This window comes from Solibacillus palustris, from assembly GCF_022549215.1.
Classification (GTDB): domain Bacteria; phylum Bacillota; class Bacilli; order Bacillales_A; family Planococcaceae; genus Solibacillus; species Solibacillus daqui.
In genome coordinates this window covers 60,886-76,312 of the sequence record NZ_JAKZFC010000006.1, presented here as the reverse complement: position 1 = coordinate 76,312, position 15,427 = coordinate 60,886, and the positions used below count along the sequence as shown (strand labels likewise).

The window sequence follows — 15,427 nt, the reverse complement described above, 5'->3', positions numbered from 1 at the left end:
TACTATAATTTATAATTACTAATTAAGTTAAAAATTTTCAAAAAGGAGACTTACAGTATGTCTGTTCGAATGAAATTGAATTTAGGATTTCTAACAATTGGAATGCTCATGTTAGCTTCCGTTATTTTTGCAGCTGTTCAATTTTTCCGCATTGGCAACGAAGTATCAAACGCGGTAGATGTACAAATGGCACAAATTCAGCGTATTCATGATATTCAACAAAATCTACTATTACAAAGTAATTCTGCGCGCTCATACACGGTTGATCCGTCTCAAAAAAATTTAGAAGCCGTTACTACATATTCGAATAATCTTACCGAACTGATTGCTGAGGTAGAAAAACAAAATACCTTAAAGGATGCAACTATGCTCATTTTGAATTTACAAACTCAGCTTGCACTCATTAACGAGCAAATTTCGAAAATGACAGCTGCGGTTCAAAATCGTGACGTATCCGCAGCACTAACCATCGTTAATGGTGATTATAATTACACAAGCTCCTTCACCCATGAATTGACCGAAAAAATTGAGGTGCTTGAAAATACACAGCTCGATACAATGGCAAACGATACAAAAACACAAATTAATATTTCAACTATTGTCACTGTTGTCTTTATTTTCATTACGATTATTGTCGTAGCCAGTTATATGCTCTATACAAAGCGCGGCATTACAAAACCACTTCAAATCATTTCAAAAGATTTAGAGCAAATGGCAGACGGGAATATTAAAATTGACCATAGACCCTTTAAATCTAATGATGAAATTGGAAAGCTTTCACGTGCATTTATCACTTTGCAGCACAACTTTGAAGAATTACTATCAAATATTCAGCACAACTCTAATGAACTCACAAAATCCTCAGAGCAGTTGACACATAATAGTCATGTCATTTCAAAAGAAACCGCTCAAATTCAGCAGCTTATCATGCACACTACCCAAACCTCTGAAACGATGGCTATTGGAGCAAGTGAAGGTGCCGATGCAGTAGATGAAACTTCACAAGGAATCAGTGAAATTGCGCGTGCTACACAGGAATTGTATAGCGGTGCAATGACCTTAACAGAGGCCGCAACAGCAGGTGTAGCGATTGTTGATGATGCAAACAGTCAAATGGCAACAATGCACGAATCAACACAAAATATTTCAATATTAACACAAGTCTTAATCGAGCAATCCGAGCAAATTAGCGCCATCACAAAAGCGATTACCGACATCGCCGACCAAACAAATTTACTAGCATTAAATGCCTCAATTGAAGCAGCGCGTGCTGGTGAGCATGGGAAAGGCTTTGCGGTCGTAGCCGATGAAGTACGCTTACTAGCTGAACAATCTAAAAAATCTGCCGAAGAAATTGTTGGTCTCACGAGTACCATTCAAGCAAACTCACAAAAAGTGAGCAGCGCCGTAGAAAGTAGCCTGCTATGCGCAGAGCAAAGTGTATCCGTTATTAACCGTGCTGGTCAGTCATTCCATGAAATTTCTAATTATATTGGAGAAATGTCACAGCAGGTTGAACAAATTTCGGCAACGTCCCAAGAAATTTCTGCAAGTGCCGAAGAAGCTGCTGCTACTGTTATGGAAATTTCACACGGTACGGAACAAACAGCAAATAACGTAGAGCAAATAGCTAATGCAACAACTGAACAGGCCGCTATTATCCAACAAGTCGATGCATTATCTGAACGTCTTGCTGCTCAATCATTGGAATTACGTAAAAGCCTTCATAAGTTTAAAATATAAAAAACAAGCCTACTTTCAGTGTGAATTAACGACTGAAAGTAGGCTTTAGTTAATTATCGCTCGCTTTTATTATCCTTAGGTGCTACATAAAACGCCGCGACAAGTGCTACAATGACTACTAAGAACGGTGCAAAAAACATTAAAAATTCAAACATCATCCATTCCTCCTACACATGCTCATCATGCGCCCCTTCTACATAATCCTTATCAAATACAAATAGTTTAAACAATAAATATAGCGACGGAACAAGTAGCGCCGCACCTAATATAAAGACAATAATAAGCGCAATACCCATTTCATGATTCGTAACACTGTCATGAATTGTTAAGTACGGATACAGTAAATATGGATAATGCGAAATACCATACGCAAAAAACGCAAATGCAAACTGCGTAAATAATAAAATAATCGCCATCCCATAACTTCGCTTCATCCATAATAAATAAGTAGTAATTAAAAATAGCACACCTGAAATTGCAAACAGCCACCATACATCTATAATGCGTTCAAAGCGAAACGGATTATGCCCTTTAAATTCAATGATTATCCCGATAGCCGCAATTGCAAGTGGCGCCGACCAAATGAGTGCGTATTTACGCATTAGATTTGCTGCATTTTTGTCGCCCGCTTTATGCGCATACCATGTTAAAAATACCGCCGAAATATACAATACTGCGACAATACTCAGCACAACAATGCTCCACGTCAACGGACTCGTAAATAACTCCCTATAACTAAGCTGTGGCACACCCCCAACCATTTTCACATAGCCACCTTCTGAAATCGTCAGCACGACCGACAACGAGGCTGGAATCAGAAGCCCTGCAATACCATAAGCCGTCGCATAGCCTTTATGCCCTGCCACCCCGTACGATTCAAACGCATAATAGGCACCGCGAACAGATAGTAATATTAGCGAAATACTGACGGGTACTAACAATATTGTTCCGTAATAATAGGCCGTTTGCGGGAAAAAGCCAACAATCCCAACAAAGAAAAACACTAGGAATACATTTGTTACTTCCCATACAGGTGACAAATAACGCTTAATCACACTACTTAAAATATCCGAACGATTTGTCAACACACTGTAAGCATTATAAAAGCCTGCCCCAAAATCGATCGAGGCAATAATGACATAGCCAAATAAAAACGCCCACAGTACACAAATCCCAATCAATTGTAACGTCATCTTACACATCTCCTTTCGAAGAGCGCTTGGCAATTTCTTTTACGATTGGATTGTTTTTAAACATACGATGTAGCGTCACAATGCTACCAACCGCTAAAATGAAATATAAAATCGAAAACAATATGAGCATTAGCTCCACATGATTACTCGTCGTTGCCCCTTCTGCTGTTGTCATGTAACCACGTAAAACCCATGGCTGACGTCCAACTTCAGCTAACCACCAGCCTGTCTCAATCGCAATTACTGATAAGGGTCCACCTAAAATAACGATAAAACGAAACCATTTTGAACGAATAAATGACCACTTGCGCCAAATGGCAAGTAAATAAATAGCTGAGACAAAAAGCATAAACATCCCTATCATCACCATAACATCAAAAAAGTAATGAATATAATATGGTGGGTGTTCTTCCACAGGAAATTGATCCAGTCCAATTACTTCTGCGGTAGGATTACTGTGCGCTAACACACTAAGAATGTAGGGAATTTCTATCGCATACTTTATTTCTCCATCATCCAGAACCCCAAACAGTACAAGCGGCGCATTTTCACTCGTTTCAAAATGCCATTCTGCTGCCGCAAGCTTTTCTGGTTGGTACTCCGCTAAATACTTACCAGAGAAGTCGCCAATAATGACGGTCGCCACTGTAAAAATAAAACCTAATTTCATCAGTAAATACAACGCTTTTTTATGATAGATATGATTTGAGCCGCGCATTAATTTATACGCTGCAATCGAGGCTAATATAAAAGCACACGTCATATACGCTGTTACGAGCACATGGGCTACCTTTGTTGGCATCGCAGGGTTGAACATGGCCACAAGTGGTTGAATATTAATCAATTGCCCGTCGACCATATCAAAGCCTTGTGGCGCATTCATAAACGCATTCAAAATCGTAATAAACATCGCAGACATCGAAGCACCAATCGCTACAGGAATCAGTAATAATAAGTGCTTCTTCTGATTTTCGAAGCGATCCCATGTGTATAAGTAAATACCTAGAAATATTGCTTCAAAGAAAAATGCGAATGTCTCCAAAAAGAGTGGCAACGCAATGAGCTGTCCCGCCACCTGCATAAAATTCGGCCAAAGTAACGAAAGCTGTAAGCCCATTACCGTCCCAGTTACAACCCCAACAGCAACGGTAATTACGAAGCCACGCGCCCAACGTCTCGCCATTAAAATGTAATGTTCATCATTATTTTTAATACCAACCCAATGCGCAATCATAATGAGAATTGGTACTCCTACCCCAAGCGTCGCATAAATAATATGAAAAGATAACGTAACCTCGGTTAATATACGACTCCAAAAAACAGCAGACTCGTTCATCGGAAAAAAAAATCCCCCTTAACAATCATGTCATTATCGTTACTATACCCAACTAGCCTGCATTTGAACGGATTACATGAACAAGAGCAAAAAACCTGCAAGGAATAAAAATCCTCACAGGTTCACATAAAAACTATTCTATTACATTGATTTCACTTATATCATTTAATGGCACAAATACTTCAATATGGCGCTTTAAGTTTTGGAAGGTAGCTGGAACATCGCCACCGTACTCGCCATCTAAGTTTAAGTGCACATCTTCTTCGGAAGTCACTTCGACATGGCTCGCTTTACGATAAATAACACGCTCATCTGACAGATGCTCACCGCGTAATGTTAATGAGGCAATACGCACGAAATCAGCAATATTACATTCCTTTAAAATCATGACTGTAAATAAACCATCATTAATCGATGCGTCTGGCGCGATTTTTTCGAAGCCACCTACAGAGTTTGTTAAGCCACATAAAAACATCATCGCATTGCCTTCAAATTCTTCGCCGTCCATCTTAATATTCATATGTGTTGATTTAATAGAAGGAATCATTTCGATTGCTTTTAAATAATATGCCATTTGTCCAAGTAAGGTTTTCATTTTGCTTGGTACTTCATACGTTAATTCCGTAATACGGCCTCCTGCAGCGATGTTAATAAAATAACGATCGTCATTTAATAGCCCTACATCTACTGGAATCGTTTGACCGCCAATAATGATTTCTAACGCTTCCTCAATATTACGCGGGATGTGCACGGCACGAGCAAAATCATTCGTCGTACCCATTGGAATTAAACCGACCTTTGGACGCTTTTCACATTGACTAACACCAGCCACCACTTCATTTAATGTACCGTCTCCACCAACTGCAATGACCACATCGAATTCACGTTTTACTGCTTCAATCGCTGCCTTTGTTGCATCTCCAGCACCAGTTGTGGCATGACAAGACGTTTCGTAACCTGCGAATTCAAGTTTTTCTAATACTTCTGGTAAATGTTTTTTAAACGCTTCACGACCAGAAGTGGGATTATAGATTATTCTCGCTCTTTTCATAAGTTTTATCATCCTGATTTATAATATTTTTCATTCTGTTCAAAGTATACTGTTGTTTGATTTTGAAAAGCAACAAATCATTCTCTCCTTATTCGCCTCTCAAAACCTAAAAAGTTCTTACTATATTATATAGTAAGAACTCATAGTAAAAAATAGGATGTTTTGACTTAAATTTATAGAGATGGTGCTACTTTTTGTTTGAATGATTCGTAGACATAATTCCATAGCTTTGCGTCTTCTACATATTGTGCTCGCATTTTTTCGTAAATGGCTTTTTGTGCCTGATCAAATGTCGGGTCCTCCTTATCTGGTAAAGTTGCACGAAAATCCATTACAAGTTGCTGTAATTCAGGTGCACGTGGACCCCAAGTTGTCATAACCTCACCTGCTTCATTTAAAATTAAGTACATCGGAATTGCGCGACCACCGTTTGTTAAATAGCGGTCAATTAAGTCCGTATCCGCATCACGAAGCGCTGTACGTACTTCTACATCAGCAGTTTCTGCAATTTTTCGGATAATTGGGTTATTAATCATCGCATCACCACACCAGTCTTCTGTAATTGCTAAAATATGCACATTGGCTTGTTTTAGTTGCTCGATAAACACATCATCGTTTGGTAAAGTAAAGCGATCATAAATCGTAAAACTTTGTTCCTTTAGCTGCGACATATCTTCCATATAATCTCGCATTGCCTTACTTTCTTCATAATATTGTTGTTCTTTTTTCATAATATAACCACCTTTTTTATTTATTCCTCCTAATTTTGCACTATTTTTAAAAAAAAAGAAAGTTAAATGTGTCTAAATTGTTAACTAAATAAAAAATTCTAAATTTTCAATACAACTAACATAAAGTAGAATTTTTGATACATTTTCGATAAAATTTACGTAATTTTATTGTATGAATATTAAAATTAATCTACCGTAATATAAAATTAAGAATTTTAGCAATTATTTGATTTTTTAATAAAAACAATAAATTAAATCTATTATCTTTTCTTAATAAAATTTTTCTGATATATTGTAGTAACGCATCAAAATATTATCAGAAAATTGAGTATACATCATTTTCTAGGGGGTTTTTAGAATGAAACACAAGAAGAAAGTCGCACTTACTGCAACAGCTCTTTCACTATCAGCAATTTTAGCAGCATGTGGTGCAGAAGAAGAAAAAAAATCAACAACATCGTCAACTGGTGATGGCGAAAAAGAATTAAATCTATTAATCACATCTGAGCCACCATCATTACACCCACAATTAGCTACAGATACTACTTCAGGTGCTATTTTAGAAAACACATTTGAAGGTTTAACAACACTGAAAGACGGCGTGCCAGAATTAGCTGCTGCTGAAGACTATGTTGTTTCTGAAGATTTATTAACTTACACATTCACTATTCGTGACGCACAATGGTCAAATGGTGAAAAAGTGACTGCTGAAGACTTTGCTTACGCTTGGTTATGGGCATTAAATCCAGAAAACGCATCTGAGTATTCTACAATCCTTTACCCAATTAAAGGTGCAGAAGCTTACAACAACGGTACTGGTACTGCTGAAGAAGTTGCTGTAAAAGCAATCGACGAAAAAACATTAGAAGTAACATTAGCAGCACCAACTCCATATTTCTTAGAGTTAACTGCTTTCAAAACGTTCTATCCTATTCATAAAGCAACAGCCGAAGCAAATCCAAAATGGTACACAGAAGCTGATTCATATGTAGGTAACGGTGCATACACACTTTCTACTTGGAATCACTCTGGTGACATCGTATTAGAAAAAAGCGAAAATTACTGGGATGCTGAAAATGTAGCAATCGACACTGTAAACGTTGCAATGGTAGAATCTGAAACAACTCAAATGACTATGTTTGACGCTGGTGAAATTGATTTCTTAGGTGCTCCATACGGCACAATTTCACTTGATGCTATCGATCGTTTAAAATCAGAAGATAAATTAAACGTAACAGACCTTTCAGGTATTTACTGGTACAAATTCAATACAAAAGATGATGTAATGCAAAACGAAAACATCCGTAAAGCATTAACATTAGCAATCGACCGTGAAAGCTTAATTTCTAACATTGTTAAAGGTGAAAAACAACCAGCATTAGGTATCGTTCCTAACTCAGTAGCAGGTTTCGGCGATGACGAAGGTTACTTCCAAGATGCTAACATCGAAGAAGCGAAAAAATATTTAGATGCTGGATTAAAAGAATTAGGCTTAGCAAGCCCTGCTGATTTAGAAGTAAAAGTTTCTTATAACACATCAGAAGCTCACTCTTCTATCGCTCAATTCATCCAACAAGGCTGGACTTCTAACTTAGGTATTTCAGTTAAATTAGACAATGCTGAGTGGCAAGTATACTTAGATAAATTAAATAATGCTGATTACCAAATCGGTCGTCTTGGTTGGTCTGCGGACTACAATGACGCTTACTCATTCTTAGAAATGTATAACTCAGCTTCAAATGGTAATAACCAAACTGGTTGGTCTAACGAAGAGTATACAAACCTATTAAAAGCTTCTACTACTGAAACAGACGCTGCAAAACGTACTGAATTATTATTACAAGCTGAAAAAATCATCATGGACGACATGCCAGTTGCACCGATTTACTACCAAACAAACTTATTCATCAAAAATGATGAAGTAGAAAACATGGAACCGGATGCATTAGGTCATGTCAACTTAAAATTCGTTGACGTTAAATAATTTTCATAATTCTTGGTAAATACAAACCGTATTTGCTTCATATAAAGGAGCTGACCTAAAAGAATTCATTTTTAGGTCATGCATGCACCTTCATGATTTAGCTATACGCTTAATGCGGTGCTTCTGCGATGGTCAGAGTAAACTTTCACCATCCTCAGTGCAAAGGGATTACCCGGAATTCAATTCCAGGTAATCCCTTTCACTCTATATAAGAATATTCAAAATAATAAAAAAAGGAGGTTAGGACATTGCTTAAATTCATAATTAAACGATTACTTTATATCGTACTCGCAATGTACTTAATTATTACAGCGACGTTCTTCTTAATGCAATTAGCACCAGGTAGTCCGTTTGCAAGTGAGCGTGAATTACCGCCTGCAATTGAAGAACAATTAAACGCCAAATATGGTCTGGATAACCCTTGGTATATCCAATATAAAGACTATTTAGTAGATACAATTACTTTTGATTTTGGTGAATCAATGAAGTATAAAGGGCGCTCAACAAACGATATGATCTCCGAGAGTTTCCCTGTTTCTCTTGCATTAGGTTTAGAAGCAATGATACTAGCCATTGGTCTTGGGATTTTACTGGGAGTTGTTTCGGCGCTCTATCACAATAAGTTCCCAGACTATGCAGCAACAATCATAGCAGTCTTAGGTATTTCGGTGCCGTCATTCATTTTAGCCGGCTTACTGCAATACTACTTAGCATTCCAAGCTGGTTGGTTCCCAGTAAGTGGGTGGAAAGGTTTTGCATATACAATCTTACCTGCATTTGCAATTGCAATTTCGCATGTTGGTTTCATCGCCAAGCTGACTCGCTCTAGTATGTTAGAACAAAACAACTCCGAGTACGTAAAATTAGCGCGTGCAAAAGGCCTTGGTAAATGGACGATTGTTTTCAAACACTCGCTACGTAACGCGTTATTACCAGTCGTAACTTATCTTGGTCCATTATTTGCTGGGGTTATTACTGGTAGTTTCGTTATCGAACAAATCTTTGCCGTACCAGGACTTGGTCGCCACTTCGTAACATCAATTACGAACCGTGACTACACAGTTATTATGGGTACGACAGTATTCTATTCACTAATTTTATTATTTGCAGTTTTAATCGTCGATATTTTATACAGCGTAATCGACCCTCGTATTAAATTGAAAGGAGCGAAAAAATAATGGCTCAAAACGAACAGCAAATTCCAAAAGTTTCACCTGATATGTTCGAAGTGGTTGGCCGTTCTGAAAATACGGACGCATTATCGAAAAAACAAGTGTCTTATTGGAAGGAAGTATTTTATCGCTTCTCTCATAACAAATTAGCCGTATTAGGCTTATTCTTATTAGCGATTATTGCAGGCTTTGCGATTTTCGCGCCGATTTTCTCATCTTATTCGTATGAACAAAACGTTGGTTTATACAATTCTGCCCCTTCTGCAGCAAACTGGTTTGGTACAGATGACCTTGCGCGTGATATTTACGTTCGTGCTTGGGAAGGTGCTCGTATTTCTTTATTCATCGGTATTACTGCTGCGGTGATTGACCTAATCATCGGTGTTTTATGGGGTAGTATCGCAGGTCTTGCAGGCGGACGCGTAGATAACATCATGATGCGTATTGCCGACGTATTAACAGCTATTCCATACTTATTAGTCGTAATTATTTTACTTGTAGTTATGGAGCCAGGTTTAGTGCCAATGATTATCGCCCTTTCGATTACGGGTTGGGTGAACATGGCACGTATCGTACGAAGTGAAGTATTAAAAATCAAAAACCAAGAGTATGTGCTTGCCGCTCGTACTTTAGGTGCAAACCAATGGCATATTATTAAGCGTCACTTAATCCCTAATGCTATGGGTGCTATTTTAGTAACAATGACAATGACAATTCCAAGTGCAATCTTCACAGAAAGTTTCTTAAGCTATTTAGGTTTAGGGGTACAAGCACCTCTTGCCAGCTGGGGTACAATGGCCTCTGAAGGTTTCAAAGCACTTCAATCTGCACCATGGCGATTATTGTTCCCTGCATTCTTAATCTCGATTACAATTTTCGCATTTAACGCAGTTGGGGACGGCTTACGTGACGCACTTGATCCGAAATTACGTAAATAAGGAGAGCGTACACTATGAAGAAAAAAGTATTAGAAGTAAATGACTTACGTATTAATTTCAAAACGTACGCTGGTGTTGTACAAGCCGTACGTGGCGTTAGCTTTGAACTGTATGAAGGCGAAACGCTCGCAATTGTTGGTGAATCTGGTTCTGGTAAATCGGTAACAAGTAACGCCTTAATGAAATTAATCCCTCAGCCACCTGGTATTTATGCCGGTGGTGAGATTAAGTTCAACGGTCGCGACATTATTCCATTAACAGATAAAGAAATGATGAACGTGCGCGGGAACGATATCGCAATGATTTTCCAAGATCCAATGACGGCTCTTAACCCAACCATGCGTATTGGGAAGCAAATTACCGAAGTTATTTTAAAACATAAAAAAGCAGCTTCAAAAGAAGAAGCAAAAAAGCGTGCGATTGAGCTACTTGATCAAGTAGGGATTCCATTCCCTGAGCGCCGTTACAAATCATACCCACACGAATTATCAGGTGGTATGCGCCAACGTGTTGTTATCGCGATTGCACTTGCAGCAGATCCAAAACTATTAATCGCAGACGAACCAACAACTGCACTTGACGTAACAATCCAAGCTCAAATTTTAGAGCTGATGAAAGACATCCAAAAGAAATCAAATACGTCGATTATTTTCATCACCCACGATTTAGGTGTTGTAGCAAACGTAGCTGATCGCGTTGCAGTTATGTATGCGGGTCAAATCGTTGAGTATGGTACAGTAGAAGATATTTTCTACAATCCAAAGCACCCTTACACATGGGGCTTACTTGGTTCGATGCCAGACTTAAACAATTCTACGGATGAGCTACTAATGGCGATTCCTGGTTCACCACCAAACTTAATCGATCCACCAAAAGGTGATGCGTTCGCAGCTCGTAACGATTTAGCGATGAAAATCGACTTTGAAATGGAGCCGCCAATGTTTAAAGTATCAGATACACACTTTGCAAAAACATGGTTACTACATCCAGATGCGCCACCAACTCCACTTCCTGATGCGGTAGCACGCCGTATTTCTGGCTATCAACAGGAGGGGAAATAATATGGCTAATAAAATTTTAGAAGTAAAAGGCTTAAAGCAATATTTCGGAACTGCGAAAGCACCAATTAAAGCAATTGATGGCATTTCATTTGATGTCTATGAAGGTGAAACATTAGGTTTAGTTGGGGAGTCAGGTTGTGGTAAATCTACAACAGGCCGCTCAATTATTCGCCTTTATGATATTACAGAAGGTCAAATTAACTTTAAAGGTCGCGATATTTCAGAATTGAAATCACGCAAAGACTTGTTACAATTCAACCGTGAAATGCAAATGATTTTCCAAGATCCATACGCATCACTAAACCCGCGTATGACTGCTGGCGAATTAATTGCGGAGGGCTTTGAAATTCATGGTCTTTATAAAAATAAAAAAGAACGCATCGAACGCGTTGGCGAGTTACTAGAAGCAGTTGGTTTAACACGCGAGCATGGAAACCGTTATGCCCATGAGTTTTCAGGTGGTCAACGTCAACGTATTGGTATCGCACGTGCACTAAGCTTAGATCCAAGCTTCATCATTGCCGATGAACCAATTTCAGCACTTGATGTTTCTATCCAAGCACAAGTTGTTAACTTATTAAAACAACTACAAAAAGAACGTGGTTTAACTTACCTATTCATCGCCCATGATTTATCAATGGTGAAATACATCTCTGATCGTATTGCGGTTATGTATCGTGGGAAGATTTTAGAGCTTGGTTCGGCGGATGAGATTTACAATAATCCAGTCCACCCATACACGAAATCTCTATTATCTGCTGTGCCTCAACCGAATCCTGAGTATGAGCGTAGCCGTGTGCGTATTCCATACAAGCACGAAGACCACGATCCAGCAGCACAAGTAATCGAAGCCCGTCCTGGCCACTTTGTCTTCGGTACAGAAGCACAAGTAAAAGAATGGGTTAAATAATTTAGTTTCGATATGATAGAACATGAAAAACTCCTTCACGAGGCAATTGTGAAGGAGTTTCTTCTATATATAAGGCAATTTCCAAAATCGTAGTTTTTTAAATTAGAAAGCTTCTGACGTCGTTTTCGCTTGCATGTGCAATGTTAAGTAGTCAGGGCCACCTGCTTTAGAGTCTGTACCTGACATGTTGAAGCCACCAAATGGTTGGTATCCAACGATTGCGCCTGTACATCCACGGTTGAAGTATAAGTTCCCTACGTGGAATTCATCGCGTGCATATTCTTGGTTCATGCGATTTGATGTAATAACCGCGCCTGTTAAGCCGTATTCTGTGTTGTTTGCAATCGCAATCGCATCTTCAAACGTATCTGCTTTTGTTATCGCGACAACTGGACCGAAGATTTCTTCCTTCATAATACGTGCTTCCGGATCAACATCTGCAAATACAGTTGGGTTCACGAAGTAGCCTACTGTATCGTCTGCCGTGCCACCAGCAACTAGGCGCCCTTCCTCTTTACCAATTTCAATATATTCGCTAATTTTTTTGAATGCCGCAGCATCAATTACCGTTGCCATGAAATTTGATGGGTCAGCTGGGTCACCAATAGTTAAAGATTTTGTGAGTGCTTCTACACGGTTCACCACTTGGTCATACACGTCTTTTACGATGACAACGCGTGAACATGCCGAACATTTTTGACCTGAGAAGCCGAATGCTGATTTCACAATTGATTGTGCTGCTAATTCTAAATCTGCTTCATTATCAACAACGATTGTGTCCTTACCACCCATTTCAGCGATCACACGTTTAATCCAAATTTGGCCTTCGCTTAATACAGAAGCTCGTGAGTTAATGCGTAAGCCGACATCACGAGAGCCCGTGAAGCTGATAAAGCGTGTTTTTGGGTGATCTACTAAATAGTCCCCTACTTCTGCACCGCTACCAGGTACAAAGTTTACGACACCTTTTGGTAAACCCGCTTCTTCAAGTACTTCGATAAATTTATATGCGACAACTGGAGTCGTTGATGCTGGTTTTAGTAATACCGTATTCCCAGTGACAACAGCTGCTACTGTAGTACCCGCCATAATTGCGAATGGGAAATTCCACGGTGAAATGACAATACCAATCCCTAAAGGAATATAGTCATAACGGTTATATTCATTTGGTCGGCTTTCTACCTTACGACCATCTTTCATTTCTAACATTTGACGACCATAGTATTCTAAGAAGTCGATTGCTTCTGCTGTATCTGCATCCGCTTCATTCCATGGCTTCCCTGCTTCTTTCGTTAACCAAGCAGAAAACTCATGCTTGCGTCGACGAATAATTGTCGCTGCTTTGAATAATACGTCTGCACGAATTTCAGGTTTAACTTTTTTCCATGATTGGAACGCCTTATCCGCTTCTTGCATTGCTTTTTCAGCTAGCTCCTGTGAAGCCTTTGATACAGAACCGATAACTTCTGTTTTTTTCGCTGGATTGTACGATACAATTTTTTCTTCTGTTGAGATGCGCTCTCCACCAATAATAAGTGGATATTCTGCGCCTAGCTGTGACTCTACTTTTTTCAACGCTTCTAAATATGCTTGCTTGTTTACTTCTACCGAAAAATCTGTGAATGGTTCGTGTTTATAGTTAATCATTTATCCATTACCTCCGATATAAGGTGCAATATTTTTTTGCATCATAATGTATTCCTTAATTCGAATTATGCAATATAATAATGCTTATTGCAATATTTTTTCTTAAAAACAAAAAATCTCTTATTCATGCTAAAATAATGCTAAGGGGGTTACACCGCATGAAACAGCTAGATATTTCTAGTGTCTTTGAATTTATGATTGAAAAAATTGAAACAGGGCTTTGTGCCATAGATGAAAATGGACGTGTGATTGTTTACAACAAAAAAATGCGTGGACTAACTGGAGAATCGCTTGAGCAAATTACACAGCGTTTTTTATCACAATCACTCGATTTTAACTTAGAGCAAAATATGCTACAAAAAGTGTTAGCCTCTGGTCAAAGTTTTAAACATGTTAAGCAAACATTTTGGAATGCACACGGTGAAGAAGTGACCACGATTAGTGACTACTATCCTTATACCCTTAACGATGGTACACAAATCGCGATTCAATTGTCTCGTGATATTACACAACAAGAGTTCTTAATGGATCGCCCTCTAAGTCGTTACGGTGCACCATTAACATTTGATATCATTACTGCAGTCTCAAAATCGATGAAGCAAGTCATTCAGCAGGCAAAAATTGCAGCGCTTGGCCGAATCCCTGTCATGTTAGTCGGTGAATCAGGAACAGGGAAAGATATGATTGCAGAAGGTATTCATCACGAGCTACAAGAAAAAAATGAGCGATTCGTAACACTCATTTGCCGTCGTAACGAAGAAACACTGCTTGCACAAATCGAAAAGTATATTGCCGAAGAAAAAAATTACACGTTTTTTGCAGAGCGCATCGAATTTTTATCGAGCCTAGCACAAGAACGAATTATTAAATTATTGGAAATGCATAATGACCGCAATCATGTATTTGTTGCTAGTATTGGTGAAGATCCGATTGATCTAATTCAGCAAGGGCGTCTTTCAAAAAACTTATATTATTTATTTTCGAATTTAACGATTCAAGTACCAGCACTTCGTGAACGTCGCGAGGACATTAAGCCCTTTATCGATGACTATTTTACACGCCGTCGCAATGATTACGGCATGTTTGTAAAAGGACTTGTTCCAGATGTTGAGGAAATTTTCTTAACTTATGACTGGCCCGGCAATCTGAAGGAGCTTGAAGTGCTGCTGGATGATATTAGCGCACTACTAACAAACGAAGAATACGTAGAAATGTCTCATATTCCAGCGTACTTTAAGTGGAAGCTAAAGCAAATAGAGCCTGCTTATACAGAAGTTGAGCAACTTTTTGATTTTTCACAGCAGGAATTACAGCCACTTGATGAATATATGCGCAAAGTTGAAGATCATTACATTAGCCATGCCCTTCTACTTAACGATGGTAACATCTCGCAAACTGCAAAAGCATTAGGAATTCATCGTCAGGGCTTACAATATCGATTAAAACGCAAATAGCTTTAACTTGCTTCAGCTGGAGTTCAAACACCAGCTGAATAGAGAAACTCTGACTAAAAAAAACACGTCGCAACTGAATAATTGGAAATTTATTAAGCAAAATCATTGACGAAGGCCCCTGTTGAAAAGGGGTCTTTTTTATTTTCCGTCTATGCACTATAATTTTGCACAAAATAATATTTCCGTTTTACTAAGCAATTTATGGCA

Annotated in this window: 13 protein-coding genes; 7 read left to right on the top strand and 6 right to left on the bottom strand. The window is 38.6% G+C overall.

Translation table 11 applies throughout. The features are described from left to right. Positions 1–57 precede the first annotated feature (57 nt). Positions 58–1,743, top strand: coding sequence for a methyl-accepting chemotaxis protein (locus LZ480_RS14660; RefSeq protein ID WP_241370292.1), 1,686 nt, complete (start codon positions 58–60; stop codon positions 1,741–1,743). A 53-nt stretch (positions 1,744–1,796) separates the two neighbouring features. Here LZ480_RS14660 and cydS read toward each other — a convergent pair whose 3' ends face one another. The 5 genes from cydS to LZ480_RS14640 all read right to left on the bottom strand — a co-directional run bounded on the left by cydS (position 1,797) and on the right by LZ480_RS14640 (position 6,054). Then, positions 1,797–1,898, bottom strand: a complete 102-nt coding sequence (gene cydS, locus LZ480_RS20115; protein ID WP_408641626.1) for a cytochrome bd oxidase small subunit CydS — start codon at positions 1,896–1,898, stop codon at positions 1,797–1,799. A gap of 12 nt (positions 1,899–1,910) precedes the next feature. Continuing rightward, positions 1,911–2,936, bottom strand: a complete 1,026-nt coding sequence (locus LZ480_RS14655) for a cytochrome d ubiquinol oxidase subunit II (RefSeq protein WP_241370291.1) — start codon at positions 2,934–2,936, stop codon at positions 1,911–1,913. Between the two features lies 1 nt (position 2,937). After that, the gene (locus LZ480_RS14650) at positions 2,938–4,272 is read right to left on the bottom strand and encodes a cytochrome ubiquinol oxidase subunit I (RefSeq protein ID WP_241370290.1); all 1,335 of its coding nucleotides are present in this window, start codon (positions 4,270–4,272) and stop codon (positions 2,938–2,940) included. 133 nt (positions 4,273–4,405) lie between these two features. Next, positions 4,406–5,323 carry a diacylglycerol kinase gene (locus tag LZ480_RS14645; RefSeq protein WP_241370289.1) on the bottom strand — a complete coding sequence of 306 codons (918 nt, stop codon included), beginning with the start codon at positions 5,321–5,323 and terminating at the stop codon, positions 4,406–4,408. Between the two features lie 173 nt (positions 5,324–5,496). Then, a complete protein-coding gene (locus LZ480_RS14640) occupies positions 5,497–6,054 on the bottom strand; it encodes a thioredoxin family protein (RefSeq protein ID WP_241370288.1) in 558 nt (185 codons plus the stop codon). A gap of 358 nt (positions 6,055–6,412) precedes the next feature. Between LZ480_RS14640 and LZ480_RS14635 the strand changes: the two genes are divergently transcribed. The 5 genes from LZ480_RS14635 to LZ480_RS14615 all read left to right on the top strand — a co-directional run bounded on the left by LZ480_RS14635 (position 6,413) and on the right by LZ480_RS14615 (position 12,119). Further along, the gene (locus tag LZ480_RS14635) at positions 6,413–8,038 is read left to right on the top strand and encodes a peptide ABC transporter substrate-binding protein (protein WP_241370287.1); all 1,626 of its coding nucleotides are present in this window, start codon (positions 6,413–6,415) and stop codon (positions 8,036–8,038) included. A 248-nt stretch (positions 8,039–8,286) separates the two neighbouring features. Then, positions 8,287–9,216 (top strand): ABC transporter permease, encoded by a 930-nt coding sequence (locus LZ480_RS14630; RefSeq protein WP_241370286.1) that lies wholly within the window; start codon positions 8,287–8,289, stop codon positions 9,214–9,216. After that, positions 9,216–10,148 carry an ABC transporter permease gene (locus LZ480_RS14625; protein WP_274308233.1) on the top strand — a complete coding sequence of 311 codons (933 nt, stop codon included), beginning with the start codon at positions 9,216–9,218 and terminating at the stop codon, positions 10,146–10,148. Before LZ480_RS14630 ends, LZ480_RS14625 begins: the two co-directional genes overlap by 1 nt. Before the next feature lie 14 nt (positions 10,149–10,162). After that, a complete protein-coding gene (locus tag LZ480_RS14620) occupies positions 10,163–11,209 on the top strand; it encodes an ABC transporter ATP-binding protein (protein ID WP_241370285.1) in 1,047 nt (348 codons plus the stop codon). Between the two features lies 1 nt (position 11,210). Beyond that, the gene (locus LZ480_RS14615; protein ID WP_241370284.1) at positions 11,211–12,119 is read left to right on the top strand and encodes an ABC transporter ATP-binding protein; all 909 of its coding nucleotides are present in this window, start codon (positions 11,211–11,213) and stop codon (positions 12,117–12,119) included. A gap of 102 nt (positions 12,120–12,221) precedes the next feature. On the opposite strand, the gene pruA is transcribed toward LZ480_RS14615, so the two are convergent. After that, positions 12,222–13,766, bottom strand: coding sequence for an L-glutamate gamma-semialdehyde dehydrogenase (pruA, locus tag LZ480_RS14610; RefSeq protein WP_241370283.1), 1,545 nt, complete (start codon positions 13,764–13,766; stop codon positions 12,222–12,224). Positions 13,767–13,924: 158 nt separating this feature from the next. Between pruA and LZ480_RS14605 the strand changes: the two genes are divergently transcribed. Further along, a complete protein-coding gene (locus tag LZ480_RS14605; protein WP_241370282.1) occupies positions 13,925–15,220 on the top strand; it encodes an AAA-type ATPase lid domain-containing protein in 1,296 nt (431 codons plus the stop codon). Positions 15,221–15,427: the final 207 nt, after the last annotated feature.